General features: G+C 56.3%; 25 protein-coding genes and 1 tRNA gene. 12 read left to right on the forward strand and 14 right to left on the reverse strand.

The window, feature by feature from the left end:
- Positions 1 to 16: 16 nt before the first annotated feature.
- The 7 genes from ORG26_RS18030 to ORG26_RS18060 form a co-directional block, all read right to left on the reverse strand.
- Positions 17 to 1,453 carry a hypothetical protein gene (locus ORG26_RS18030; protein ID WP_266364226.1) on the reverse strand — a complete coding sequence of 479 codons (1,437 nt, stop codon included), beginning with the start codon at positions 1,451 to 1,453 and terminating at the stop codon, positions 17 to 19.
- A 76-nt stretch (positions 1,454 to 1,529) separates the two neighbouring features.
- Positions 1,530 to 1,598, reverse strand: a tRNA-OTHER gene (locus ORG26_RS18035).
- Between the two features lie 83 nt (positions 1,599 to 1,681).
- Positions 1,682 to 2,134, reverse strand: a complete 453-nt coding sequence (locus ORG26_RS18040; protein ID WP_266364228.1) for a DUF4494 domain-containing protein — start codon at positions 2,132 to 2,134, stop codon at positions 1,682 to 1,684.
- A gap of 478 nt (positions 2,135 to 2,612) precedes the next feature.
- Positions 2,613 to 2,819: a hypothetical protein gene (locus tag ORG26_RS18045; protein WP_266364230.1), complete on the reverse strand. Its 207-nt coding sequence runs from the start codon at positions 2,817 to 2,819 to the stop codon at positions 2,613 to 2,615.
- 2 nt (positions 2,820 to 2,821) lie between these two features.
- Positions 2,822 to 3,073, reverse strand: a complete 252-nt coding sequence (locus tag ORG26_RS18050) for a hypothetical protein (RefSeq protein WP_266364232.1) — start codon at positions 3,071 to 3,073, stop codon at positions 2,822 to 2,824.
- The gene (locus ORG26_RS18055; protein WP_266364234.1) at positions 3,070 to 3,348 is read right to left on the reverse strand and encodes a hypothetical protein; all 279 of its coding nucleotides are present in this window, start codon (positions 3,346 to 3,348) and stop codon (positions 3,070 to 3,072) included. The genes ORG26_RS18050 and ORG26_RS18055 overlap by 4 nt, the downstream gene beginning before the upstream one ends.
- Positions 3,349 to 3,482: 134 nt before the next feature.
- Positions 3,483 to 3,797 (reverse strand): hypothetical protein, encoded by a 315-nt coding sequence (locus ORG26_RS18060; protein WP_266364235.1) that lies wholly within the window; start codon positions 3,795 to 3,797, stop codon positions 3,483 to 3,485.
- 193 nt (positions 3,798 to 3,990) lie between these two features.
- Here ORG26_RS18060 and ORG26_RS18065 point away from each other — a divergent pair, with 193 nt between their 5' ends.
- Entirely contained in the window at positions 3,991 to 4,386 is a 396-nt protein-coding gene (locus tag ORG26_RS18065; protein WP_266364237.1) for a DUF2511 domain-containing protein, read from the forward strand.
- A 17-nt stretch (positions 4,387 to 4,403) separates the two neighbouring features.
- Positions 4,404 to 4,898 carry a helix-turn-helix transcriptional regulator gene (locus ORG26_RS18070; RefSeq protein WP_266364239.1) on the forward strand — a complete coding sequence of 165 codons (495 nt, stop codon included), beginning with the start codon at positions 4,404 to 4,406 and terminating at the stop codon, positions 4,896 to 4,898.
- Between the two features lie 288 nt (positions 4,899 to 5,186).
- On the opposite strand, the gene ORG26_RS18075 is transcribed toward ORG26_RS18070, so the two are convergent.
- From ORG26_RS18075 to dinB, 3 genes are all read right to left on the reverse strand, one after another.
- A complete protein-coding gene (locus tag ORG26_RS18075) occupies positions 5,187 to 6,176 on the reverse strand; it encodes a hypothetical protein (protein ID WP_266364241.1) in 990 nt (329 codons plus the stop codon).
- A 307-nt stretch (positions 6,177 to 6,483) separates the two neighbouring features.
- On the reverse strand, positions 6,484 to 9,462 hold the full coding sequence (locus ORG26_RS18080; RefSeq protein ID WP_266364243.1) for a DNA polymerase III subunit alpha: 2,979 nt from the start codon (positions 9,460 to 9,462) through the stop codon (positions 6,484 to 6,486).
- 3 nt (positions 9,463 to 9,465) lie between these two features.
- Positions 9,466 to 10,641, reverse strand: a complete 1,176-nt coding sequence (gene dinB / locus ORG26_RS18085) for a DNA polymerase IV (RefSeq protein WP_266364245.1) — start codon at positions 10,639 to 10,641, stop codon at positions 9,466 to 9,468.
- Between the two features lie 180 nt (positions 10,642 to 10,821).
- Here dinB and ORG26_RS18090 point away from each other — a divergent pair, with 180 nt between their 5' ends.
- Positions 10,822 to 11,616, forward strand: a complete 795-nt coding sequence (locus tag ORG26_RS18090) for an XRE family transcriptional regulator (protein ID WP_266364247.1) — start codon at positions 10,822 to 10,824, stop codon at positions 11,614 to 11,616.
- 50 nt (positions 11,617 to 11,666) lie between these two features.
- Here the strand turns inward: ORG26_RS18090 and ORG26_RS18095 are convergent, their stop codons facing one another.
- On the reverse strand, positions 11,667 to 12,440 hold the full coding sequence (locus tag ORG26_RS18095) for an SDR family oxidoreductase (protein WP_266364249.1): 774 nt from the start codon (positions 12,438 to 12,440) through the stop codon (positions 11,667 to 11,669).
- A 16-nt stretch (positions 12,441 to 12,456) separates the two neighbouring features.
- Entirely contained in the window at positions 12,457 to 13,341 is an 885-nt protein-coding gene (kduI, locus tag ORG26_RS18100) for a 5-dehydro-4-deoxy-D-glucuronate isomerase (RefSeq protein ID WP_266364251.1), read from the reverse strand.
- 501 nt (positions 13,342 to 13,842) lie between these two features.
- Between kduI and recQ the strand changes: the two genes are divergently transcribed.
- The 4 genes from recQ (at position 13,843) to ORG26_RS18120 (ending at position 20,016) form a co-directional block, all read left to right on the forward strand.
- Entirely contained in the window at positions 13,843 to 16,011 is a 2,169-nt protein-coding gene (gene recQ / locus ORG26_RS18105; RefSeq protein ID WP_266364253.1) for a DNA helicase RecQ, read from the forward strand.
- Between the two features lie 149 nt (positions 16,012 to 16,160).
- Positions 16,161 to 17,255 (forward strand): lytic transglycosylase domain-containing protein, encoded by a 1,095-nt coding sequence (locus ORG26_RS18110; RefSeq protein ID WP_266364255.1) that lies wholly within the window; start codon positions 16,161 to 16,163, stop codon positions 17,253 to 17,255.
- A gap of 228 nt (positions 17,256 to 17,483) precedes the next feature.
- On the forward strand, positions 17,484 to 18,656 hold the full coding sequence (locus ORG26_RS18115; RefSeq protein ID WP_266364257.1) for a lytic transglycosylase domain-containing protein: 1,173 nt from the start codon (positions 17,484 to 17,486) through the stop codon (positions 18,654 to 18,656).
- A 109-nt stretch (positions 18,657 to 18,765) separates the two neighbouring features.
- Positions 18,766 to 20,016, forward strand: a complete 1,251-nt coding sequence (locus tag ORG26_RS18120; protein ID WP_266364259.1) for a lytic transglycosylase domain-containing protein — start codon at positions 18,766 to 18,768, stop codon at positions 20,014 to 20,016.
- A gap of 103 nt (positions 20,017 to 20,119) precedes the next feature.
- On the opposite strand, the gene ORG26_RS18125 is transcribed toward ORG26_RS18120, so the two are convergent.
- A complete protein-coding gene (locus ORG26_RS18125) occupies positions 20,120 to 21,442 on the reverse strand; it encodes a cryptochrome/photolyase family protein (RefSeq protein WP_266364261.1) in 1,323 nt (440 codons plus the stop codon).
- Between the two features lie 180 nt (positions 21,443 to 21,622).
- Between ORG26_RS18125 and nuoH the strand changes: the two genes are divergently transcribed.
- The 3 genes from nuoH (at position 21,623) to ORG26_RS18140 (ending at position 23,563) form a co-directional block, all read left to right on the forward strand.
- Positions 21,623 to 22,705 (forward strand): NADH-quinone oxidoreductase subunit NuoH, encoded by a 1,083-nt coding sequence (gene nuoH / locus ORG26_RS18130; RefSeq protein WP_266364263.1) that lies wholly within the window; start codon positions 21,623 to 21,625, stop codon positions 22,703 to 22,705.
- Positions 22,706 to 22,917: 212 nt separating this feature from the next.
- Positions 22,918 to 23,226 (forward strand): nucleotidyltransferase family protein, encoded by a 309-nt coding sequence (locus tag ORG26_RS18135; RefSeq protein WP_266364265.1) that lies wholly within the window; start codon positions 22,918 to 22,920, stop codon positions 23,224 to 23,226.
- Positions 23,219 to 23,563 (forward strand): HepT-like ribonuclease domain-containing protein, encoded by a 345-nt coding sequence (locus ORG26_RS18140; RefSeq protein ID WP_266364267.1) that lies wholly within the window; start codon positions 23,219 to 23,221, stop codon positions 23,561 to 23,563. The genes ORG26_RS18135 and ORG26_RS18140 overlap by 8 nt, the downstream gene beginning before the upstream one ends.
- Positions 23,564 to 23,581: 18 nt before the next feature.
- On the opposite strand, the gene ORG26_RS18145 is transcribed toward ORG26_RS18140, so the two are convergent.
- Entirely contained in the window at positions 23,582 to 24,523 is a 942-nt protein-coding gene (locus tag ORG26_RS18145; RefSeq protein ID WP_266364269.1) for a hydrogen peroxide-inducible genes activator, read from the reverse strand.
- Between the two features lie 165 nt (positions 24,524 to 24,688).
- Between ORG26_RS18145 and ORG26_RS18150 the strand changes: the two genes are divergently transcribed.
- On the forward strand, positions 24,689 to 25,426 hold the full coding sequence (locus tag ORG26_RS18150) for a hypothetical protein (protein WP_266369434.1): 738 nt from the start codon (positions 24,689 to 24,691) through the stop codon (positions 25,424 to 25,426).
- A gap of 82 nt (positions 25,427 to 25,508) precedes the next feature.
- On the forward strand, positions 25,509 to 26,570 hold the full coding sequence (hemH, locus tag ORG26_RS18155; protein ID WP_266364271.1) for a ferrochelatase: 1,062 nt from the start codon (positions 25,509 to 25,511) through the stop codon (positions 26,568 to 26,570).
- Positions 26,571 to 26,638: the final 68 nt, after the last annotated feature.

Below are 26,638 nucleotides of genomic sequence, written 5' to 3' on the forward strand. Positions count from 1 at the left end.
CATCTGTTGAAATTCGTCACTTACGGAAATTCCGGTTGAAACCCGGCACGTGCTGGGTCTTTGCCTGGCCAATGGTGCTGGCCAGCTGCTGGAACCTCGCCTGGGCGTCCTGACCGTAGCGGGCCATGGATTCGTTCAGGAATTTGAAAGCATCCAGGTAGGATTTGGCCTGCAGGCGTTTGTTGGCCCGGCCTGCGCGGTGCAGGTGGAGCTGCCGGATGGCTGCGGTGATGCGCTGCTGAATGTAGGCCCGCTTGTATTTGAGGCGGTTGTCGGCCAGCCAGCCCTCGGTGGCCCGGAAGCCGCGCATGTTTTCGGCGTCGAAATACCCGGTGCCTTCGCGGTAGAGCGCAAATGGCTCGGGAATGTATTTGTCGGTGTGTCGCTGGTAGTATTTGGCCACCAGATTCAGGCGCTGGTAGAAGGCATCCTGCACCTGATCCCACTGTTTTTCAGTAATCTCTACCTCGAAATTCAGGTAAACGCCGCGGCGGATGGAGTCCAGGGCGGCTTTTTCTTCGTAAGCCTGGAAGCTGCGGCTGGGGTAGAGAACTTTCTTGGCGTAGGTCCAGAAGGAGCTCAGATACCCTTCCAAAATAGCCCGTTTCTGCTCGTCGGTGCGCTGAAAATTAGCCGGGTTGGGTGCTTTTGTGGGTGTTTTGCCCCTCATTTTGTCGCGGATCCGGGCTGTGTAGGCTCCGTTTTCGGCCGCGCCGGCCGCCCCCCCCTCTGAAACAATGTACCCTTGCGGTGTTGAGTGCCGGTCGGGTTCGGTTTGAGCCGAAATTGGCTGTTGCCGTTCGGGGTTGCCATGGTTATCGTCGCCGTGCTTCCCCAAAGCTTCAGCAGAAAGTCCGTCGCCGTGCTCAACATGTGAACATTCTATTGTTTCTGTTTCATTGTTACTATGATTCACTGTGACTTTATGCGGAAAATTTTTCAGAATCTGACCTATTGAAGCGGTTTGGGGAGCGGATTCAGAAGCGTTATCCACAGCCGTTTGCGGAGTTGTCCACAGGATTTCGGGGTTTATCCACAATTCAAAATCGGCCCGTGAGCCGCGGAATTTGTACTGGCTGATGAGACCGTATTTTTGCAGCTTTCTGACGTGTGTACGGGCCGTACGGTCGCTGCACGAGCGACGGGCACCGATCTCCACAGAGTTCGTCAGCAGGCCCGGCAGGCCGTCAGAAAAGGCTGCGTCGCCCAGGTGCTGGATGGCTTTCATATAATCCCGGATGTAATCTTTGATGATGCGTTCGCCGGTGGCCTTTTCGTTGGCGTTGATGGCCCTGGGCTTGCGGATGATGGTGATCTCCCGGCCATCGGGCATGCGGCGGGTGGTCGTTTTGACCGGCTGGCTCTCGTTCAATTTCTCGACCATCTGGTGCCACCGCTGGAGGGCACCGTACTGGTAGATGGACTTCGGGTCAAATGGCGTCTGCGTCTGCATACGTTACTCGTTTGGGGAGGTAATGATATCCCGAGGCCTTCGGAGCCTCGGTGATTTTGGCTATTGCCTACTTCGGTGGTGCCACCAGCGGGAATCGAACCCGCGTGAACCAGCGGCCGAACTGTCTGTTGTCCGACCTGGTGGCGTTATGAAGGATGACAGCCCGAATCGGTGCCGGGCTGCCATACCCGTCTATTCCTAAACCCTTAACCTTTTCTTTGAATGGGGTCAGGCCGCTTCCTCCCGGTAGGGGAATACGTCCAGTATTTTGGTCTTGACTACGTCTTCGATTTCGATTGGGATCAGCATGGTCTTTAGGCTGTCCTGAATGCGCTCGTAAGCCTCTTTGGCGTTCTGGGCGTTGACGAGCATTGAATTTACGATTCGCCTTTGGCGGCCGCGATCGTCTTCCGTCAGGTAGACGACTTTGCATTTGAACCAGGCGTCGCCGGTGTCGTGGCAGAAGACATCTGCCAGGCGAACCGGGCTGATGTTCTTGACGGAGAAGTTGGGCGTGTTGGTGGCCACTTCTTTGTAAAGCCGGGCTTCGGCCTCGGTGTAGGAGACAGCATCAATCAGGTACTGCTCCGTAATCGTCTTCAGCTTGATCTGGTCGCCACGTTTGTCGGTGACGATCTCTTCGCGCTGGTACTGGATGGTTCCTTTGTGCCAGGTCGGCATGTCTTTGATGTTTAGGATTCAGTTTAATGGACTTCTGACCTTTGCGCCCGGAGCAGGGGTCGAACCTGCATTTTCGGCGGTTACCAGTCCCATAGCTTAGCCGGTCTATTGTGCTGGTGCCGCTGTCTTACCCTTAGACGATTCCGGCGTTTGATAAAAGCTGCCGACCCGGATACCAGGTCGGCAGACCCCCACAGTATGTTTTCGTTAATGGTTTGCAAGGCTTCCGGCCTGATTCGCGTCGGGCCGGAAGACCCAGTAGGTATTTTATGAAAGAAAATAATTCGCTTTGGCTTCAAAACTGCCGGTCCAGAGGCCAGACCGGCAGTCGGTACCCACCGTAACTTGTACTTTTCGGAAACACATACCTCTCTGCTCGCGATGCCACCCGGACTCGAACCGGGTCTCAGCCTTGCGGCTGCGCGTCCTGACGCCTGGCACCCAGGGCGGTCGGCTCGTAAGCGTTCCGGCCCATCTATTACCCCTCCCCAGGAGTTCCTTTGGGCTGCGGTCCTGCCATTTTGAAGGCGTAGACCAGCAGATCCATTATCTTATTGAGCTCGCTAACCTGACCAGCCAGCCGTGGGTCGGGCTGCTTGTTTCGCATAAGTTCAGCTTCACGCTCCAGCTTCATTTCTTTAGCCTTGTCGTAGAGCTGGCGAAAGGTCGGCGAAGTGGCAAACATGGCTACCGGCCCGGAAAGGGTTGTACTTCCTGCAGGTATTCCTCGAGCGCCATGTTGCGATGGTATCGCAGGACCACGGTGGCCAGGGCGTACAGCGCGCGCAGCAGGCGGGGGAGCTTGCGGAAACGGCGCAGGCGCTGTTCGAAGGAGACGTAATGGTCGGCGAAGGTGGAAGCCTGAAAGTGGGCTTCGTAGGAGGCCAGCATCTGGTCGATGTCCTGGCGATTGCTGATGGTCAGGATGCTCTTTTTCATGCGGCAGCGGTGTGGAGTTTGCTGGCCACGTGCCAGGGCATGCAGCGGAATGAATGCAGGAATGAATACTGACGGCGTATCGCTTTCAGGCGCTCTTCCTGCTGGTGGGAAGGCTTGCAGAGCTGACGGGCAAGAATAACCTGCTTCTGAACAGAGTCGAGCAGAGATTTGGCCAGCTCGTAGGCTTCCTCGATTTCCAACTTAGTCATAGACCGAAAGTCGTATTCGGTCATCGACAGCAGGTCGGTTTCGGTCATTTTAACGGTAGTAATCATATAGGAATAGATAGGACTTGATTACTTCTTAAAGATTCTCCGCCAAGTGTGCCGCAGCTGGATGTTCCAGATGACCTTCAGCACGAGCAGTAACAGGTACGTGCTGCTGACACAGAAGGCGAGAATAAAGGGGTTCATGCAGCCTGAAGCGTTTGTTCGGTTTCCTTGTAATGCTGGCGAACAATCCGGGCTATTTCGCGCTGGTGAACCTCCAGTGCTTTTTCTCCTCGAGCGGTGAAGAAGTCGAGTGATACGCCTAAACGGCGCATGAAGATTTGAGCGGCGCCAACGTCTGTTTTGTGCAGAGCGTAACCTGGCTTGCGGACGCGTTGGCGGTAATGTTCCCAAAGATCAGCAGCCTTAAGATCGGCTTCGATCTCCTCTCTCTTAAGCTGGGCGATTTCCGCCGGCAGCAGGTTAAGCAACTTTTCGATGGGGTTCTCTTTCATAGGGGTGACAGCAGAAAAAAATTACCATTTGTGAACTTTTTCTTGAGTTCGTTAGTAAGTCTGATAGAATTATCTAACTTTGATAATGTTATCTGTTGTGCAATTATATAGCAAATGATTGAACATATCAAGCATTTTCTAAATAAATTACGCAATATTGATATAAATATCTCACTATCACCCACTTGTGACTATGTTAATCCTAAGCAAAAGTTTGAAAAGAGTGACAGGTTTTAACGGGTCGTTCTTTAGTCTTGCTCTATCGGCTATAGCAATAACTATAGCTAGCTGTGCTACCGAAGGCAGCAAGGAGCAGGTGAAGGAGGTCCAGGAGCTAGCAGATGTAAATCCTTACTTAATGACTAAAAAAGACCTTGGAGCAGAATGGCCCTTAAATGGCGTTGATCAGGGTGTTGTTAAGTGTTTAGATGGTCGTGTTGTATTGGAAACCGATCAAGCAACTTATGCTCTAAATGGAACGGCTCAGTCAGTTGCTGAAGACGAGGGGTGGATTAAAGTCGATGAAATTCAAATTACGGGTAAGGATATTAGCCCTATGATTAAGAAGGGACTTGAACAGTGTGAGTAAACCATACCAATTGATAAATGGAAAACACAATTAACCAAAGACTCAATAGTTTGATCGAGGCATTAAAGATTTCTACAAAGGCTTTTGCAGAATCACTCGATAAGACGCCAACCGCAATTTATACGGTACTGAATGGGCGTAACAAGCCTGGGTTTGATGTACTGGAGGGAATCTTGAAAATTTATCCGCAAGTAAATTCTGAGTGGCTACTTACTGGACATGGAGAGATGTTTAAAGCATCTCAGCCTGTTCAAGAACCAGTAAATGAGTCGGCGGATTATTTACGGGAATATCTTAAACGTCTTGAAGAAAACTTTGCCAAGTTGTCGGACCAGTTAAATGTGAAGGATCGGCAAATAGAAGGTCTTCAGCGCATGCTGGAAAAGACACTGCTGGGAAAGTCTAGTGGTGTACACCAGAGCCAGACTGGATCTAATGTTCGTAAGCATCCTTACTCAAAGGATGTTCGCGTATCTGCTGTTAAGGAGCAATCCGAGCAGCAGGCCGCTTAAGAAAAAGAAGGCGAAATCGCCTTTTTTCGGGCATTTGGGGTGCAGTTTGGGGTACACCGTACAGTTATGCACTGTACAAGGCTTAAAATTAGATACTTAGCACAGGGAGTAAGAATCCCTACGAGTGCACTGATTAGGAGCCGCTTAGCAATCGCTAAGCGGCTTTTTTGTTTCCGTTAATTATCTACAAACCGGCCGGAATGGATAGCTTTTGTACCGGTATAGGCTGCCAGCGCCTTTGCACGGCGGCTACGGACAACCGGACTAAGTATTACCTTCGCGCTGGCGTTATTTACAATTGGAGTATGTGTAGGTAATTGTCTGAGAAGAGGGTGGAAAACTGCCATCCGCAGAAGTATTGGTATGCCTGAGACTGATGGGGTAACCTTGTGCATTGAGCTGGTACTGGGTTTGTGACTGACTGGTCTGACGACCCTGGTTATACTGAACGACTTTGACTTCCGGCAGGTCCCTCTTGCCGTACATTTCAATTCCAGGAAATCCTTTTCTGACCGGTTCAAAGCTCTTGACCGGAGTTGGTCCGTATTCAAAGGTGCTATAGAAATTAACGGTTCCATCCGGTCCAATGCTTTCAAATTTAACCCGGTATCCTTTAGCGTCGTAGATATGGCGGTAGCGATAATTTCCCGGTCCGCTTACCGCTTCGATCCGCCCGTTAGCGACTGTCATGGGATAGTCTGTCCCGCTAATTCGGGAAGAAGCGCTGGTCAATACCCCGTTGGTAAAGTTGTAGGTATCGACACTATACCCCCAATCATCGATGAACGTGGTTAGTCTGCCGGCAGCATTATAGATGTACCGGGTAGATGACGAGGAGGTGTCCTGAGTTACCTGTGTATCAAGTACTAACGTGTAAATATTCATAAACTTCTGTTCTACAATGCGGCCGTTTTCGTATTTGTAGGTAGTCAAAACGTTAACCCGCTCGCTGGCCTGACCGGGGTTCGACACTATTTTGTGGACTAAAAGGTAGCCGTTGTTATCATATTCATAAGTTTCCTTCCCCGTCACGGTTACGCCCGTCGTGGTGGTTGAAGAAGTCACAAAGGAGGTTAATAGATTTTGCGCATTGTATTCGGCGGTAGTAACCACGGGCGTTCCCCCGTTGAAGGAGTTGGAAATTGTCTGCACCTTACAGGCGGGCTCTTCGGGAGAAACGCTGTCTTTGTCGGACTTACAGCTGAAAACAAGGGTCATAAGCAAGGCTACCGCCCAGATGACATAAGGAATTTGTCTTGAGGTTGTACGTAGTTTCATGACCTAATTAGTTTTTGTTAAACGGATATAAGAGCAAAAGATGAATAGACAGTGATACCCTGGAGAAAGACTGATGGTGGGTCGCTGAGTGCAGAAGCGAAAAATAGACTTGTCCGTTGATAATCAAGTCTTTCTAAATATATGTCTCCGGAAGTTACTACCGACTATGCTTTTTATTTATCGGTAACTTATCGGTGACTTGGTTATTTTCCGGGAAGGTCGCGCTGAAGCAGGTGCTCTTTTTGAAGGGAAATTTGACTACTTCTCCCATTTTCAGGAGATTGTCCACATTGGATTACGAAGCCCCTCACGCCGCCATCGGCAACCGTCCACCTCCGCCTAACCCTTCGCCGGCATGACGGGGATCGGGCAGGGTGGACAGCTTCTCCACCTGCACGACTTCCAGCGACGGGAAGCCAAACTCCACCACCACTTTGCCGCGCAGCCGGTAAACGCCGCGGCCCCGCAGCGGAAACTTCTCCATGACGGGCGGAAAATGAACGGTGTCGAAGTACTGGCCTTCCCGGTCCATGAAGTAGCCGAACTGCATCGCCCGGCCGTTTTTGGTCCGTATGGGTTTGTACGTGATCAGATACCCATCCAGAACAACCTGCTGACCGGCATGGGCCAGCAGATCGCTCGTCAGGATGCCCGCCGAAGGGACCGCCAGCATCGCAAAAGGAGTGGAGAGCGGAAAACCCAGCAGTTCGAGTTCGTCGTAGGCGTCTTCGATGGCTTCCTGCGGCAGGGGCGGGAGGGCGTACCGGATGTCTTCCAGCTGGAACAGGTCGCCCGTTTCCGGGTGCTGGGTGGCCTTGTTGAGCAGGGCGTGCGCCTGCCAGAGCAGCTCTTTTTTGGTGTGCCCAAAACTGCGGAAAGCGCCCGTCCGGATCAGGACGATGAGCTGCTCCAGTCCGGCCCCGACCCGCCGGGTAAAATCCTCCAGGCTCCGGTAGGGCCCGGTCTGCTGCCGCTGCGCCAGCAGGGTGGCGACGGTGCGGTTTTCCAGACTCCGGACCAGCGACCAGCCCAGCCACAGCGTCTGGCCGTCGATTCGGGTAAGCCAGTCGCTCTGGTTAATGTCCGGGGCTTCGATATGGCCGCCGGAACGCCGGGCTTCGTGGACGTAAAACTCGGTTCGGTAAAAGCCGCCGAAGTTGTTGATCACGGCCGTCATGAATTCCAGCGGATAATACGTTTTCAGAAACAGGCTCTGGTAACTTTCAACGGCAAACGAGGCCGAATGCGCCTTGGAAAAGCTGTATCCCCCGAAGCTCTGAATCTGCCGCCAGACCTCCCGAATCGTCTCCTCCGGATAGCCCTGCTGGCGACAGCTTTCCAGAAAGCGGTTTTCGATGCGGATAAACTCCCGTCGCGACCGGAATTTGCCCGACATGGCCCGCCGCAGAATATCGGCCTCGGCCAGCGAAAGCCCGGCAAAATGGTGGGCCACCTTGATCACATCTTCCTGATAAATCATGACCCCGTACGTGTCGGCCAGCAGTTCGCCCATCCGGGGATGCAGGTGGACCGTCTCGGCGGGATTGTGGTGGCGGCGGATATATTCCCGCATCATGCCCGACGAGGCCACACCGGGCCGGATGACGCTGCTCGCCGCCACCAGGGTCAGGTAGTCCGAACAGCCCAGTTTCCAGATCAGCCCCCGCATGGCGGGCGACTCGATGTAAAAGCAGCCCATCGTTTCGTGGGCTTCCAACTGGCGGCGGATGGCGGCATCCCGCTTGAAATCCTGAATGCGGTGAATATCGACGGACACCTGCCGGTTCTGCCGGACCAGATCGACCGCTTCCTTGATATGCCCCAGGCCGCGCTGCGACAGCACATCCCACTTGGCAAACCCGATGTCTTCGGCCGTATACATGTCCCACTGGCAGACCGGAAAGCCTTTGGGCATCATCTGCAGGGCGGTGTAGTGGTAAAGCGGCTCCTCGGAAATCAGAATTCCGCCGGCGTGGATGGACAGGTGATTGGGAAAATCTTCCAGCAGGGGCGCAAACCGCAGGATGTATTTGGTGTACTCGCCGGGCGGCGTGCCGGAAGGGTCGGCCACCAGCGCGTCCAGTTCCGCCTTGGGAAGTCCAAAGACCTTGCCCAGTTCGCGGTAAGCCGCCCGGTCGCGGAAGGTGCTGTAGGTCGCCAGCAGGCAGACGTGGTGACGGCCCCACTTTTTGAAAATATAGTCAATAATCTCGTCCCGTTCGTCCCAGCTGAAATCGATGTCGAAGTCCGGCGGGGAGGTGCGGTGCGGATTGATGAAGCGTTCGAAATACAAATCCAGTTCAATAGGGTCAATATCCGTAATGCCCATGCAGTAGGCCACGATCGAATTGGCCCCCGAACCCCGTCCCACGTGGAAATAGCCCCGCGACCGGGCGTAACGAATAATGTCCCAGGTAATGAGGAAATAAGCCGTAAAGTCCAGTTCTTCGATGATGCCCAGTTCCTTGTTTACCCGCCGGATGGCTTCGGGATGGTGCGGGCCGTACCGGTCGAGCAGCCCGTCTTCGGCCAGTTTGCGCAGCAGGGCCACGTCGTCTTCCCGGCTGGGCGTGTAAAGCCGCCGGTTTTTGGGCGATTCGAAGTCGAAACGAAACTGACAGCCATCCAGCAGCCGCTGGGCGTTCTGGAGCAGCTCCGGGTGGGAGTGGAAGGCGTACTCCATGTTGGCCGGAGGCAGAAAATACTCGTCTTCCTCGATGGTTTCGTGTTCGGCCAGACGCGAGAGCAGGCAGTTGTGATGAATCGCGCGCAGCAGCCGGTGCAGCGAAAAGCCGACCTTGTTCGGATACGAAACCGGAGCAAGCGCCACCAGCCGGTCTTCGCACACGCGGTTCCGGTAACGCCACAGCCGTTTCAGGTCTTTCGGCTCCACGCCGATGTATTCGTGCGGGGCCAGCTCGCCCAGCCGGTCGAATTGCTGAAGCGGATAAATCACCGCGACGTGCTCAAAGCGGGGCGGACGCAGCGGGAAGTCGCGCCCGCTCATCAGGTAGTCCGACAGGTGACGGTTGATTTCGGCCAGTCCGGCGGCGTTGCGGGCCAGACAGACGTACAGCGTTTGCTGCCGGTTCCGAAACTCGACACCCACGACCGGTTCGATACCCGCTTTGAGGCAGGCCCGGGTAAATTCAAAAACGCCCGAAACGGTGTTGATGTCCGTCAGCGCCACCCGGCCAATGTTCAGCGAAACCGCCCGTTCTACCAGTTCCTCGGGCGAAAACGTCCCGTAGCGCAGACTGAAGTAGCTGTGGCAGTTGAGGTACATCGGTTAAATGCCTAAGTGGAAACTGCTGGCCCGCCCGATGCTGCGCTCCCCGTACCGCTGCCGGATGCGGTCCAGTTGCTGACAAAGGGACTGAAGACGCGCCTGGGAAGGGCCGCCTTCCGGTTCAAAAAGCGACAACTGCTCGGTGCCCCGCACCAGTTTGGAGAAGCTTACGCCCACCAGCCGGATCAGCAGGCGGCGGTCGTACAGCCCCTGAAACGCGCTCAGCGCCGCCGCGATCAACTGATTGTCGGTCGCCGTGGGCGGAATCGTAAGCTGGCGGGTGTGGGTCTGAAAATCCGCATAGCGAATCTTGACGGTCACTTTCCCGGCGCACCAGCCGCCGCCCCGCAGTTCGAAGGCCAGCAGTTCGGTCATGCGCTCAAGGGTGGCCCGGAGCTGCACCACATCCGTCGTGTCGGTATGAAAGGTCATTTCCTTCGAAAGCGACTTCTGGCGGTGGTAGGGCAGAACCGGAGCCAGGTCGATGCCGTTGGCTTTTTCCCATAGCTTGACCCCGGACTTGCCAAAGGCCCGTTCCATCATCCGGCGGGGAATCTGGGCCAGCGTGCCGATCCGCGTGACGCCCATGCAGCGGAGGGTTCGGGCGGTGGTCTCGCCCACGCCGGGCAGTTTCCCTACGTCCAGCGGGGCCAGAAAGGTCAGCATGTTGTCGGTAAAGACTTCCAGGGCCCCGTCCGGTTTCGCTTCGCCCGCGGCAACCTTGGAGACGGTTTTGTTGGCCGCAAGGCCCCAGGTGACGGTAAGGCCGGTCTGCCGGCGAATCTGGCTTTTCAGGTCCGCCGACCATTTGGCGCAGCCCACAAAGCGCTCCATGCCCGTCATATCGACGTAAAATTCATCGACCGACGCTTTCTCGACGATTGGCGCGCGCTCGGTGATGATTTCCGTAACGGCATCGGAATACTGGCTGTACTTCTCCCAGTCGCCTTTCAGCACAATCGCATCCGGGCAGAGCCGCCGGGCGAGCCGCATGGGCATGGCCGAACGTACCCCGAAGCGCCGGGTTTCGTACGAACAGGCCGCCACCACCGCCCGGTCGCCGAGTCCGCCCACGAGGACGGGCTTCCCCACCAGCGAAGGCTCCTTGAGCCGCTCGACGGAAACGAAGAAGGCATCGAGGTCCAGGTGGAGTACGTGGCGGGAGTCGTTCGGCATAGAAAATGGCTTTGTGCTTATTTGGTGCAATGTATGTGCTATTTAAGCACAAAGCAACAGGTGTTGTTTTTCCGGGGTAAAAAATATTTTTCACCGGTCCCGTTTCGTTGCTAAATAACAGCACAGTTTCCTGTGCTTTGCCAGCACAGTTTTGTATCTTTGTATACGTTGACAAAGGGCATGTATATCGCTGATAATCTGAAGACATTACGGCTGGCCACGGGGCTTTCGCAGGAAGGGTTCGCAACCGAATTGGGGACCAAACGGTCCAGTATCGCCAATTACGAGACCGGCCGGTTGCTGCCTCCCTACGAGTTTGTCATTGCCGTATCCGAGCGCTTTCGGCTGTCCATCGACGCTTTGCTGAAAAACGATCTGAGCGGGCTCACGGAAGAGCAGATTCGCCGGCTGCTGCAGGGCGAGGGCGAAGGGCGGCGACAGGAAGCCGTCCGGGTGCTGGCCACGACGGTAGGGACGGATAATGAGGAAAATATCGAATACGTGCCGATGCGGGTCCAGAAAGGCTACTGCCGGGGCGGCTTCGAAGATGTAGGATTTATCGGGCAGCTGCCCACGTTCCGGCTGCCGCTGCCGGTCGTTTCCAAGAATAAAAAATACCGGCTGTTCGACTCCAGCGGCGATTCCATGCCGCCCATTCCCGAAGGCGCGCAGATTCTGGGCGAATACGTGGCCGATTTTCGGGACATCCGCAGCGGCCGGACGTACATCCTCATCACGCGGGAAGGCTGCGTCTGCAAGGTGGTACGCAACGAACTCAGCAAAAACGGCAAGCTCATCGCCTCGTCGCTCAATCCGGCGTACCGGCCGTTTGAAATTCGGCAGGAAGACCTGCTCGAAGCGTGGCGGTATGTGATGTATATGACGACCGATCTGTCTGCGCCGACCCTCGAAACTATCATGGCCGAAATCCGGCAGATGAAGCAGTATCTGCACGAAAATTTACCGGCCAGCTAACTTTTGAAGCCGGGGAAGACCGGCTTTCGGGCGGCCTTCCCCGGATAAACTCAGCGCCCCATCCAGCCGCCGTCGACGGTCATGATGGTGCCGTGGACGTAGCTGGCGGCGTCCGAAGACAGGAACACCACCGGGCCTTTGAAATCGTCCGGTTCTCCCCAGCGCCCGGCCGGAATGCGGCTCAGGATCGAGGCCGACCGCTCGGGGTCGTTGCGGAGCGCCTCGGTATTGTCCGTGGAAATATAACCCGGTGCCAGGGCGTTGACGTTGACGCCTTTTCCGGCCCATTCGTTGGCAAAGGCTTTGACCAGACTGCCGATGGCGCCCTTGCTGGCGGCATAACCCGGCACGTTGATTCCGCCCTGGAAGGTCAGCAGCGAGGCCGTAAAGACAACTTTGCCGCTGCCCCGCGCAATCATGTCGCGGCCGATTTCGCGCGTCAGGACAAACTGGGCCGTCTGGTTGATGGCGATCACCTCATCCCAGTATTCGTCGGGGTGCTCGGCGGCGGGCTTGCGCAGGATGGTCCCGGCGTTGTTGATCAGAATATCGATCACCGGGTGGTCGGCTTTGACCTGCTCGATGAACGCTTTGAGGGCCTCCCGCTTTCCGAAGTCAGCCTGGTAGGCAAAAAAACGGCGACCCCGGGCCACGACCGCCTGTTCGACGGCACTACCCTGTAATTCAAGATTGGCGGAAACGCCGATAATATCCGCGCCGGCTTCGGCAAGGGCTTCGGCCATCGCTTTGCCGATGCCCCGTTTACAGCCCGTTACCAGCGCCGTTTTGCCTTCTAGCGAAAAAGAGGAAAGAACAGAATTCATGCAGTGGGTTTGTTGCTTATTTCAGATCCGTAATGGCGCAGAAGTCCATGTCGCCGTAATCGAGGTTTTCTCCGGCCATGCCCCAGATAAAGGTATAGTTCGACGTGCCCGCCCCGGAGTGAATCGACCAGTTGGGCGAAATGACCGCCTGTTCGTTCTGCATCCAGATGTGGCGCGTTTCCTGGGGTTCTCCCATGAAATGGCAGACCGACTGCCCCTCCGGAATTTCGAAGTAGAAGTAAACCTCCATCCGCCGGTCGTGCGTGTGGGCGGGCATGGTGTTCCAGACGCTGCCCGTTTTCAGCTCGGTCATGCCCATTTGCAGCTGGCAGGTCGGCAGAACGCTGTTGACGAGCAGCTTGTTGATGACGCGGTGGTTGGCCGTCGCCGGGCTGCCCAGTTCCACCACTTCGGCATCCGTCCGCGACACTTTGCGGGTCGGATAGGGGCGGTGCGCAGGTGTTGAGTTGAGGTAAAATTTGGCCGGAGCCTGGTGGTCGTGCGAGATGAACTGAACGTCCCGGATGCCCTGGCCGATGTAAAGCGCTTCTTTGTACTCCAGATCGTACACTTCCCCGTCGGCTACCACCCGGCCGGGGCCGCCTACGTTGATGATGCCCAGTTCCCGGCGTTCCAGAAAATACGTCGCTTTCAGATTTTCGGGAGTCGTCAGGGAAACCGGCGAGGTAACGGGCATGACGCCGCCGGTCAGGTACCGGTCAAAAAAGGTCAGCGTCCAGCGGGTCTGGTCGGCCAGAAACAGGGTCTCGATCAGGAAGCTCTGCCGGAGCTGCTGGGTATCCATGCCTTTCACCTCACGCGGCGAAGTCGCGTGGCGGCTTTCGAAATGAGTCACGGTATCGAAAGACTCAACGGGAAGGGTAATGTGCTCTGTCTGCATAAGATGGTAAAAGAAGCAACTGTAAAGAACGAAAGAGTTTAGGAATTCTCAACGATGTGTCCGGCAAAGCACCTGCGGGCTTAAAACAGGCCGTGAATACTTTCCTGAAAAAATGCAATCAGGAGAGAAAAGGTCTGTTTTTCAGACAACGTATACACTATATTTTGTGGATAAGTTAAAGGACCATTTCCAAAATGCAAGTTGATAAACGGAGCGGAAAATGGGAATATCGGTGCAAACGTTCCCGCAAACGTTTGCGGTAATGCATTTCACCATGATTTTTTTTGACTCTGGTAAAGTCATACCGGCGGGCGGTACAAAAACCGGCTCAGCGAGACTAAAATGCCCGGAAAAGGCGATAGTTAAAAAGTCATATTTTGCTTATCTTTGATTAATGAACCCCGTCCGGTGCCGTCTGCTCCGGGCGGGGTTTTTAATCGATGGTCCTGCGGGGGGTGACAAAAACCGGCCGGCAGCGTCTTACCGAAAAAAGTTTTCCGTATGCTGATTTCCTCTGACCAATTACCGCTGCTCGAAGAACCGGCTCCGAACACCCGGCCGGTGGACGTGCTCAAACGCTACTACGGCTACGACCGTTTCCGACCGATGCAGGAAGCCATCGTCCAGTCCGTCCTCGACGGGCGCGACACGCTGGTCCTGATGCCGACGGGCGGCGGCAAGTCGGTCTGCTTCCAGATTCCGGCGCTCATGCGGCCGGGCGTCTGCGTGGTGGTGTCGCCGCTGATTGCGCTCATGAAAGACCAGGTGGAGGCGCTGCTGCTCAACGGCATCCCGGCGGCCTACCTCAACAGCACCCAGTCGGCCTCCGAGCAGCGGCAGATCGAGAGCGAAGCGGCGTCCGGGCGGCTCAAACTGCTGTACGTGTCGCCCGAAAAACTGGTCAGCGAATCGTTCTACGTCTTTCTGAAGTCGGTCCGCATCAGCCTTTTCGCCGTCGATGAGGCGCACTGTATTTCGTCCTGGGGGCACGACTTCCGGCCGGAATACCAGCAACTGAGCATTCTCAAGAACTACTTCCCCGACGTACCGGTCGTGGCCCTGACGGCCACCGCCGATAAACTGACCCGTCAGGACATCGTGGCGCAGCTCGGCCTGAACGACCCGGCCATTTTCATCGCCTCGTTCAACCGCCCGAACCTGAGCCTGCACGTCCTGCCGGGAACGAAGCGCATCCAGCAGATGATGCGGATTATGAGCCAGCGCCCCGACCACTCGGGGATCGTCTACTGCCAGAGCCGGAAGTCTACGGAGTCACTGGCGGCCAAACTCCAGGAAAACGGTTATTCGGCGGCTTTCTACCATGCCGGGATGGACCCGAACAGCCGGGCCCGGGTGCAGGAAGCGTTTGTGCGGGACGACATCAAGATCATGTGCGCCACGATTGCTTTCGGCATGGGCATCGACAAATCCAACGTGCGCTGGGTGATGCACTACAACATGCCCAAAAACCTCGAAAGCTTCTATCAGGAAATCGGCCGCGCCGGCCGCGACGGGCTGAAGGCGGACACGTACCTGTTCTACAGCTTTGCCGACATGATGATGTGGAAAGACATGCTGTCGGAAAACGCACCGGCCAACCTCGGCGTACAGCTTGCGAAACTGGAGCGGATGCAGCAATATGCCGATGCCCACTGCTGTCGGCGCCAGATTCTGCTGTCTTATTTTTCGGAGGAATTGCCGGAACCCTGCGGCAACTGCGACGTGTGTCAGAACCCGCGGGTGATGTTCGACGGGACGGTACTCGCCCAGAAAGCCCTGTCGGCCATTGTCCGCCTGCAGGAGCAGGTGCCGATGAACACGCTGATCGATGTGTTGCGGGGCTCGCGCAGCCAGACCGTGATGCAGAACCGCTACCACCTGATCAAAACCTACGGGGCGGGCAGCGACCTCCGGTTTGAAGACTGGCGGAACTACATCCAGCAGTTGATCAACATCGGGGTCATCGAAATCGCCTACGACAATCACTATGCGCTGCGCCGGGGCATTCTGGCTGAGAGCGTGCTGTTTCAGGGACGGAAAATCGAACTGATCAAGCCCGAGGAGGCGGCCCAGAAAAAACAGGAACAGCCCAAACCGAAGACCAAGACCGAAACGGCCCGCGACGAACTTTTCGACCGGCTCAAAGCGCTCCGCAAGCGGCTGGCCGACGAACAGAACGTGCCGCCCTACGTCATCTTCACCGATTCGACGCTGGAAGAGATGGCCCGCCAGCGCCCGACTACCGCGGCCGCTTTCCGGAGCATCAGCGGGGTGGGGGACCGCAAACTGGAGCTGTTCGGAAAGACGTTCATGGAAGTCATCGTCAGCTTCATGACCGGGCAGGCCAAGGAAGGCTCGGCGCTGCGCGGCTCAACGCAACTGCTGACCTTGGAATTATACCAAAAAGGGTACTCTCTGGAAGAGATTGCGGCGGAACGAAATCTATCCACCGGGACAATTGCGGGGCATCTGGGGCTGTTGTATCAAAAAGGATACGACGTCGACCTGGAATCGCTGGTAAGCACGGCCGACCGTCTGGAAATTGAGCGGGGACTGGCCCGGGTTGGAGTGCAAAATAACCAGTTTAAGCCCGTTTTTGAGCATTTAGCGGGCCGCTACGACTACGCCAAAATCCGCCTTGTCGCGACGCTTAATGGCTACACAGAGTAAGCCATATGGATTTTGTAGACAAAGGCCGTTTAGTAGTTTATAGGTGACAAATTTTTGTAAATAGCAGATGATCAATTAAGTTCGTAGAACCGTCTTGTTGTTAAACACAGAACGCCCTACCGTAGGCGTTGACAAATGCTACGAACATTTTGATCAAAGAAACCACCATTTCACTCCTGTTGTCGGCCGCTCAGGCGAGCGGTGCGGCACTGCCGGCGGGTACGGATACCACCCAGTTAATCCCCCTTCCCAGCGACCCCGTGTTGCTGGCCGTGCCCGGAAAAGAGATTGCCCCGGTACTGCAACCAGTTCAGTTTTGCGGGGAAGAAGTGCCTCTTTACGAAGCTTCGGTGACACGCCGCTGGATACAGGTCCTGCTTCAGCAGGCCGCCCAGCGCGAGTACCTCTATGTGCTGAGACAGAAAGCTTCCCGGTTTTTTCCAATTATCGAGCCGATTATGGCCCGCTACGGAATCCCCAGGGATTTCAAGTACCTGCCTTTGGTAGAGAGTTCGCTGGTGTCTTCGGCCGTTTCCCACAAAGGGGCCGGGGGCTACTGGCAACTGATGCCGCAGACCGCCCGGGAGATGGGCCTGCGGGTCGATGGCGCTACAGATGAGCGCTTTAACCTCCAGAAATCAACGGTAGCCGCCTGCCGCTACCTCCGCTCGCTGCACAAGGAACTCGGTTCCTGGACCCTCGTGGCGGCGGCCTACAACAGCGGCTCGGGCCACGTGACCACCCGGATGGAAGCCCAGGGCGGACAGCGCAGCTACTACGCCCTGCGTCTGCACCAGGAAACGCGGGCTTATCTGTACCGGGTGCTGGCTTACAAAGAACTGATGACCCGCCCGCGCGAGTACAGCACGCTGCTCCAGCCCGATGTGCTGGCGTACCTGACGTTCCCGCTGCCGAGGCATAAATACCGGAAGGCGCCGGCCCTGAATCCGACGCACCCGCCCGTACCGGACACCAGCAAAGGCGACGAAGTTGACCCGACCTGGGGCCCGCGGAACCGGAACGTCCTGGACGAAATCATTGCTCAGATCGAGCGCATGGAGGCCGTGGCCCTCGAAGCCGTGCCCGTATCCTCGTCCAGCGTGACCCAGCCGGTGACGGCGCAGACGGCCGTGATGGGCCTGATGGGCCTGCGCGTCCTGCGCTTTCGGCGGTCGAGACTGTATCAGGTTTTTCTGGCGGCCAAGCGGAAAATTGCGCCGCTTTTCGGCTGGGATTGGGTCTGACGGAGGCCCACTTGCCTGATTATCTGCTATTAAGTGTAAAAGACGGTGTCATAAACGCCAGTTCCTCAGCAGGGACTGGCTTTTTTTACGGACTGCCGCCGGGTTTTCGACAGAATAGCAGATAGGTGGAGTAAATGGTATAGTAGTTGCATAATTCTGGCTGATTCTGTTACCTATCGCTCAAACTGCGGTCTAAACCCGAAAAGAGCGAAGAACACTCACCGTTTCATGCGACTGCTTTATTTTTTTGTACTTTTTCTGATTGCATCCGTCCGGGTGATGGCGGCGGCGCCAGCGGCGGCGGGCCTTCCTCCCGTCTACTTCTGCGGCGAAGAAGTGCCTACACACGAACGGACGGTTGCCCGGCGCCTCGTCTCCACCCTGACCGAACACGCCACTTACAACCGTTCGCTGTATCGGCTCCGGCTTCGCGCGTCGGTATTTTTCCGGGAAATTGAGCCTATTCTGAATCGTTACCAGATTCCTTCCGATTTCAAATACCTCCCCCTGGTCGAAAGTGCCCTGCGCAGCGGAGCCGTCTCGCCGAAAGGAGCCGTGGGCTACTGGCAGCTGATGCCCGCCACCGCCCGGGAACTGGGCCTGTCGGTTCGCACCGGCCACGACGAACGCCGGAATCTGATCAAATCCACCGACGCCGCGTGTCGGTACCTGCGGCATCTCTACGGCCGTCTTGGCTCCTGGACGCTCGTGGCGGCCGCCTACAACGCCGGAATCGGGAACCTGCTGCGCAACATTCACCGCCAGCAGGAAGTGGATTACTATTACCTGAAGCTAAATCCGGAAACCGGGCGCTACCTGTACCGGATTGTGGCCTTTAAGGAGCTGTTCACGAATTACCGCAACTACGAAGGCATCATCCCGGCGCTGGCCCTGGCGACGCTGAGCACGCCGCTGCCGGGCAATGAATTTGAAAATACGGACGACGTTCTGATTCCGGAACAATACCTGGAAGTAGTCGAGCAATCGGCGGAACCGGGTGTGATCGAGGTCAAAAACCTGCCGCAGGCCACCCGGCAAGAATGGGCCGAAGTCCATAACGAAGCCGTGGCCGACATCATGCGCAACGGCGTAAAAGCCCGTCTGGTCGAATCGGCGGGCCTCCAGCCGGGACAAATGTGGGTCTTCAGCCTGACCCGCAGCACGACCGTCGGGGGGCTGACGCTGGACGAAGGCGATTTGCTGTACGCCATGGTCGAAACGGTGGACGTTTCGCGCAACAAACTGTTCTTCCGGGTAGAGAAAGCGTATTCAAGGCGCGATAAACTGGTGGTTCCCGCCCTGCTGTCGGCGGTCAATGCGGCCACCGGTCAGACGGGCATTCCCCTGCCGGATCTGGACGAAGTACGGGCGGGCTGGACCGTCACGCTTAAACCTCTGTGAGCAATTCTGTTCTAATCACCACTTCTGGCAACCGGGTGTAAAGGAATCATTCTGAACTCGTTTGCCAGGAATGGTGTTTTGGACATTTGACAACTGAGAAACTGTTATTGTGCGCTATTCGAATCATTTCCTGACCGGCCTGCTGTGCGTGGCTCTGCTCGGAGGCACTCTCCGGCAGGCGATTGCCCAGAAGCCATCCCGAAAGAAAACAGCGAAAGTCGCCCCGCGTAAGGCCGGGCCGCGCCAGCCTGCCGTACGGCCGGCGACGCGGATTACTTTTTCGGGGGAGCCGGTGCCGGTCGAGAATGCCGCGGTTTCACAGAATCTGTCGATTGCCCTGCTCCGGACTGCTTCGTACCATCAATACCTACAGCGTTTCCGGAAGCGGGCCGTGGCGGAATATTTCCCGATCATCGAAAAATACCTGTACCGCTACCAGATTCCGGAGGATTTTAAATACCTCGCCGTGGTGGAAAGCGGCCTGCGGGCCGACGCCGTGTCGCACAAGGGCGCTATGGGCTACTGGCAGCTGATGCCGGAAACCGCCCGGGAGCTCGGCCTGACCGTTTCGCCGACGCTGGACGAACGCAAAGATCTGCATAAATCCACCGATGCGGCCTGCCGGTACCTGCGGGTGCTGTACCGAAACCTGGGCTCCTGGACGATGGTGGCGGCGGCCTACAACGGCGGCATCGGCCGCATGCAGTCGCACATGCGCAAGCAGCGGGAGTCGAACTATTATTTCCTGAGCATGAATCAGGAAACGAGCCAGTATCTCTACAAAATTGTCGCCGTCAAAGAATTCTTCAATAACCCCGCGCTCGCGAATCCGGCGCTGATGGCCTCTCTGGGGAACGAGTACGAACGCGAACGGGCCGATGCCATCGCCCGCGGCGTGCTGATCGAAGAAGAGCCGGAGCCGGAAGGACTGCCCATTCTGCCCCTGTCGGCGGGCGAGCGGCTGGCCGAAGGCGCGTCGGTCGATAGCCTGCTGAACTCGCTGGGGAAAGTGCCCGTGATCGCCACGGCCGAAGCACCCGCCTTCCGCGGCGACGTGCAGGCCGAACTGGTTAAGGCCGGAAAGCCGGTTCTGGGCCAGACCTGGCAGTTTCGCATTACCGAAGAAGCCCAGATTGGCGACCAGAAGCTGGCCAAAAACGACCTGCTGCTGGCGGTCGTGGACGATGTGGACGCCCGAACCGGACAGATATTCTTCCGCACGACCAAAATTGTTTCGGAAACGACCAAAGAAGTCGCCCAGGTGACGCTCATCTGCCTCAATCCGCGCACGGGCCTGGCCGGTGTGAAACTCCCCAAACCCGCCAAACCCGGCTGGACCGTAGGCTGGAAAGCGATTTGATTTTAGGGATGAAGCTTGTTTAGGTATGAGGTGGCTTCGCCCATAAGTCAGCTTTCCGACGAAGCTACCTCATACCTCATACCTATCATACCTAAAACAAGCCTTATACTTCCTTTTTCACCGCTTTCTGATACGTTTCTACGGCTCGCTGGCGGGCGAAGGTGTGCTCGACCATCGGTTGGGGGTAGTTCAGGGAGTTGAATTCCGGGACCCAGCGTCGGATGTATTCGCCTTTGGCGTCGAATTTCTGGGCCTGCAGCGTCGGGTTGAACACCCGGAAATACGGGGCGGCATCGGTCCCGGACCCGGCAGCCCACTGCCAGCCGCCGTTGTTGGCCGCCAGGTCGTAGTCCCGAAGTTTTTTGCCGAAATAGGCCTCACCCCAGCGCCAGTCGATCAGCAGGTGTTTGCAGAGAAACGAGGCGGCGATCATCCGCACGCGGTTGTGCATCCAGCCAGTTTCGTTCAGTTGCCGCATTCCCGCATCCACGATGGGATAACCCGTCCGGCCTTCGCACCAGCGCCGGAAATCCTCCTCATTATTTCGCCACTGGATATTGTCGTATTCCCGCCGGAACGAATGCTGTTCGACATGCGGGAAGTGGTGCAGGACCTGAAAGTAGAAGTCACGCCAGATGAGCTCATTCAGAAACGTCTGGCTGCTTTCCCGCGCCTGCCGGGCCAGTTCGCGGATGCTGACCGTGCCGAACCGCAGGTGAATACCCACTTCGCTCGTGCCCCGGAGGGCGGGCAGATCGCGGGTCTGCTGGTAGGTTTTCAACAAATCCCCGGGCACCGTTTTGCGCGGAAACGCTTCGTCCAGCGGCTGAAAGCCCATTTCTCCTAGAGTCGGCACCGGCTGCGCCGAAATTTTGCAAAAGGCATGCTGATGGCGGTCGATGGGATAGGAGCGGAGGTAAAAGTCGTTCAGCTTGCCCATCCAGTTGCGGCTGTAGGGCGTAAAAACTGTGTATGGCGTGCGGCTGCCGGTCAGGATTTCGTCTTTTTCAAAAATGACATGGTCCTTGAACGTGTGTAAAGGCACTCCGTTTTCCCGCAGCATACCGGCCACGGCGGTATCCCGCCCGAGGGCGTACTGTTCGTAATCGTGATTGGTATAAACGGCCTGTACGTTGAATTCCTGAAGCAGTTTCTGAAAAATGTCCAGCGGATAGCCGTAGCGGACCAGCAGCGAGGTGCCCAACTCGCGGAATTCGTCCTGCATGTCAAGAATCGCCTTGTGAATGAATTCGACACGGCGGTCACGTTGATCGTCGAGCTGGTCAAGGATGTTGCGGTCGAAAATGAAAATGGGGAGGACCGGGTAGCCGCTGCGCAGGGCATGATACAGACCCGCATTGTCGTGCAGGCGCAGGTCGCGGCGGTACCAGAACAGGGTCACTGGCGGGGAGGAAAGTGTGTTCATACGGGGGTATTTTTAGGGCCAACGCGGATTTAAAGCGAAATGTTTGGAACTTTGCATCTCCACGGGCTTCAGCCTGTAATTTTGACAATCTTCTTGCATCGCTGGCCTCAGCCTGTGATTCTCTAAAGACCTGTTTCGTCACGGGCTAAAGCCGCAGCGACGGACCGTCCGTAAATACATATGCTGGCACTACCGATTTTTCTGGCCATGGCGACGGGGTTTGTCGTCGTGGGTGTATATCTGGAACGTAAAGTTTCGGCCTTCATTCAGGACCGGCTTGGTCCGATGGAGGTCGGTAAATATGGGCTTCTGCAGTTGTTTGCGGACCTGGTCAAACTGATGCAGAAAGAGGACATCGTGCCGCTGGCTGCCGACCGGACGCTGTTTATGCTGGCCCCCGCGATTATTTTTGCGTCCGTTTTTGCCGGATTTGCCGTCATGCCGCTGACGCCGGATTTGCAGGGCTCGGCCGCCGCCGTGGGCGTGTTTTACCTGATGGCCATTGTCTCGGTCGATGTGGTGGGCATTCTGATGGCGGGCTGGGGCTCCAACAACAAGTACTCGCTCTTTGGCGCCATGCGGGCCGTGGCGCAGATTGTGAGCTACGAAGTGCCGCTGGGCCTGACCATCCTCTGCACCGTGATGATCTGCCAGACGCTGAACCTGCAGGAAATCAGCTTTCAGCAGGGCATTTACACCTACGAAGCCAACTATCTCTTCGGCCTTAAGGCCCTCGGCATCAACGTCACCGACTGGGGCGGCATTTTTAGCTGGAACATCCTCCGAAACCCGTTTCTGCTGATTGCCTACGTCATTTTCTTCATCGCTACGCTGGCCGAAAGCAACCGCGCACCTTTTGACATTCCGGAGGGTGAATCCGAACTGGTGGCGGGCTTCCATACGGAATATTCCGGCATGCGGTTCGCGTTGCTGTTTTTGTCGGAATACGCCATGATGCTGCTGGTGTCGTTTCTGGGTGCGATCCTGTTTCTTGGTAGCTGGAACACCCCGCTTCCCAACCTCGGCCCCGTGCGCCTCGCCGACTGGACGAGCGGCGTGCCGGGAACGGTCTGGGGCAACATCACCGGCGCATTCTGGCTGCTGTCGAAGGCGCTGCTGGCCGTGCTGGTGCAGATGTGGGTGCGCTGGACATTTCCCCGCGTTCGGGTTGATCAGATGATGTATTTGTGCTGGAAGGTGCTGACGCCTATTGCGCTGGTGCTGGTGCTGCTTTCGGGCGTGTGGCGGTTGCTGATGGTGTGAGTTTTCGTATCTGCCCCTCGGCCCGTGTCGCCACAGGCCGAAACATCTAAAAATTCCGGTCTGGGCGGACACAGACTGAGGGGAGGGCGCCGAAACGTTTTGTCGGAACGGATTGATAAACCTTGTCCCCGGTCCGTGTGGACACGGACCGAGGGGAAAGAAACGTTTTGTCGGAGTGGTTATGTTAACAAACGGATTAATCAGGAAAAGACATGCTACAGCCGGTGCTCAACGAGAAGCTCGAAGGGGTTAAACAGATTCTGAAGCAAAATCGGGTCAAGAAGGCGTATGCTTTCGGGTCGGTTTGTACGGAAAATTTTGGCGAAAACAGCGATATAGACATCCTGATTGCCTTCGAGGACGGACTGGATTACGGGACTTACGGGGATAGTTATTTTAATATTTTGTGGGCGATGGAAGAGCTTTTGCAGCGCCCGGTTGATCTGGTAACGGAGGGTTCTTTGCATAATCCTTATTTTATTAAGGTGCTTAATCAGACAAAAACACCCATATATGAGTGACGAAGTCCTCAAATACCTGTACGACATCAATGAAGCGATTGAGCACATCGACATTCATCTGGATAGGCAGCGGGACTATGCCTTGTTCTCCGGAAACATTACCGTTCGGCGGGCTGTTGAGCGCGAACTCGAAATAATTGGCGAGGCAGTAAATGTTGTACTGCGATTAGAACCCGCTATTCCTATTTCTCAGGCAAGAAGAATTGTGGACCTGCGAAACCACGTAATTCATGCCTATGATCGCGTGGATCTACCCATCATCTGGAGCATTGTTACGCGCAGTCTTCCTATTTTACAAGCAGAAGTCCGGGCTTTATTGGCAACCGGGACCCAATAACAGTAAATGGCCTGCCTGTTAAATCGCCACCACTGCCTTTTCCTTTTTCTCCAGTTGCAGCCCCGCCGGCAAATTTGCCAGAATTTCCTTTTTCAGCGCCGTAATCAGCTTCCGTTTCAGAAAGCTCCGGTGCGTCACCAGACTCACCTCCCGGACGGGCTGGGGTGCCGTAAAAGGCCGCAGCCGCTGGCGACGGGCATCGTTCATGTCCAGCGTCGCCAGGTAGGGCAGCAGCGTGAAGCCATCCTGGCGGTCGATGAGTTTGACGAGCGTTTCGAGCGAGCCGGTTTCGTACCGTAACAACTGGGGCTGGCCGTCCGACCGGCGCGAAGGGGCGCAGAGATTGACTACCTGGTTCCGGAAACAGTGCCCTTCCGTCAGCAACCAGAGGCCATCCTGGGGAAGCTCGGCCGCGGCGATGTGCGGACGGCGCAGCAGAGCGTTTCCTTCCGCGGCATACACCATAAACGGCTCGTAGAACAGCGGCACTTCGTTGATGCCGTGGTCCTGCAGCGGCGTGACGACCATGCCTACGTCGAGGAGCCCGTTCTTCAGCCGTTCGACGACCTGCTCTGTCATCAGCTCCTGAATCTGGACGGTCACCGACGGGTAGCGTTTCATAAACGACCCGATGAAATACGGCAGCAGATAGGGAGCCAGCGTCGGAATGATGCCGATGCGCAGTTCGCCGCTGTACTCTTCTTTCATTTCGCCCACAATCTCCGGAATGCGCCGGGCTGCCTGCAGCACTTCGCGGGCCTGCAGCAGGATGGTCGTCCCGATTTCGGTCGGTACCACGGGCTGCTTGGACCGGTCAAAGATCAGCACGCCGAGTTCGTCCTCCAGTTTTTGAATCTGCATGCTCAGGGTCGGCTGGGTGACGTGGCAGCTTTCGGCGGCGGTGGCGAAATGGCGGTGCGTATCTACGGCGACGATATAATCAAGCTGGGTAAGCGTCATTGGGTAAACTACTGATTCCGTATAGTTAAAATCTATGCAAATTTAGAAACATATCAACGTAAAAGCGGCGTACAAAGCCGTAACTTTGTCCCAAAACTCTGACACACATCCATGAAATGGTCCCGTTTATTGCCTGCTTGCTTTTTGCTCTTCTTTTTTAGTACAATGGCCGTGGCGCAGCGCAGCAGTGACAATCCTGCTGCGGCCGGTTTTGATGTTGCGGGTTCTGACGCCCGGGCGGTGCAGATTGCCGATCAGGTTATGGCGGCGATGGGCGGACGGAAGGCCTGGGATAACGTGCATTACCTCGCCTGGACGTTCTTCGGCAACCGGCGGCTGATCTGGGATAAATGGACGGGCAACGTGCGGATCGACAACCTGAAAAACGACCAGACGGTTGTGCTGAACGTGAATAACGAGCAGGGCCGCGTTTTTCGGAACGGAAAGGAAGAAACCGGGCCGGATTCGGTCGCCAAGTACGTCAAACAGGCCCGGGCGGCCTGGATCAATGATTCCTACTGGCTGGTGATGCCCTACAAACTGAAAGACTCCGGGGTGACGCTCAAGTACCTGGGCGAGGAAGCGGCGCAGGACGGCAAGCCCGCCGACGTCATTCAGCTGACGTTCAAAGGCGTAGGCGTAACCCCCGAAAATAAATACAAGGTCTGGGTCGATAAAACCTCGCACCTGGTATCGCAATGGGCTTATTTCCCGAAATACACCGACGAGGCCCCGCGTTTTACGCTGCCCTGGACGGATTACAAAAAATACGGCGGCATCCTGCTTTCGGGCAAACGCGGGGACCGCGAGCTGACCGACATCATGGTCTTTACCGGTCTGCCGGGCGAAGTCTTTACGGATTTCAAACGGCCGGATCTGAGCCGGTTTCCGCTGGCAAAATAAGCCCGGCTGCCCGGTTCGCCTTTGCCCGTAAAACGCCGCCGAAGGCTGCAACTAACCACTTAAAAACACGGTTTCTTACTTTATGGAAGCTACTGTTTCGCAAACGTCAACGAGTATACCCAAAACGCTGGGCAAAACCGGCGTCCTGATTGTTAACCTCGGCACGCCCGACAGCCCGTCGGTGCCGGATGTGCGGAAATACCTGCGGGAGTTTCTGATGGATGGCCGCGTGATCGACATTCCGTTTATTCCCCGTTTTCTGCTTGTCAACGGGATTATCGCCCCGTTTCGGGCACCCAAATCGGCTAAAACCTACAGGGAAGTCTGGACCGAAAACGGCTCTCCGCTCAAGTATTACGGTGAGGTCGTCGAACGGGAGTTGCAGAAGCTGCTCGGCGAGCCCTATGTCGTCAGGCTGGCCATGCGCTACCAGAGCCCGAGCATTCAGGCCGGACTGGCGGAATTCCAGCGGCTGGGGCTGACGGAGATTATCGTGGTGCCGTTCTTCCCGCAATACGCTTCCGCGACGACCGGCTCGGTTTACGAAAAAGTGATGGACGTGATTTCGGACTGGCAGGTAATTCCCCAGGTGAAGTTTGTTAACAGCTTCCTCGACCATCCGAAATTCATTCAGGGCTTCGTTGATAATGCCCAAAAATACATGGCTGAGCGCGAGTGGGACCATTTCCTGTTCAGCTACCACGGCCTGCCCGAACGCCAGATCCGGAAGGGCGATGTGACCAAAAGTGTCTGTAAACTCGGCGAATGCTGCGGTTCGCTGACGGCCATGAACCAGCACTGCTACCGGGCGCAATGTTTTGAAACGACCCGCCTGCTGGTCAAATCACTCGGCATTCCGGAAGGGAAATACACAACCTGCTTCCAGTCGCGGCTGGGCAACGACCCCTGGATTAAGCCCTACACGGAAGATGTCATTAAAGAATTGCCCAAGAAAGGCATCAAAAGCGTGCTGGCCTTCTCGCCGGCTTTCGTCGCCGACTGCCTGGAGACGACCATTGAGGTCGGAGAGGAATACAAGGAGGTGTTTGAAGAACTCGGCGGAGAACACTGGCAGCTTGTCGAAAGCCTGAACGACAGCCCGTTGTGGATCGAAGCCGTAGCGGACCTGGTCCGGAAGGCGTAATTTTTGAACCTGGATGATTACACAGATTAAGGGATGAACTATGACGCTTCGCCTGACTGAGAAGATCA

It is taken from the genome of Tellurirhabdus rosea, assembly GCF_026278345.1.
GTDB classification, from domain to species: Bacteria; Bacteroidota; Bacteroidia; order Cytophagales; family Spirosomataceae; genus Tellurirhabdus; species Tellurirhabdus rosea.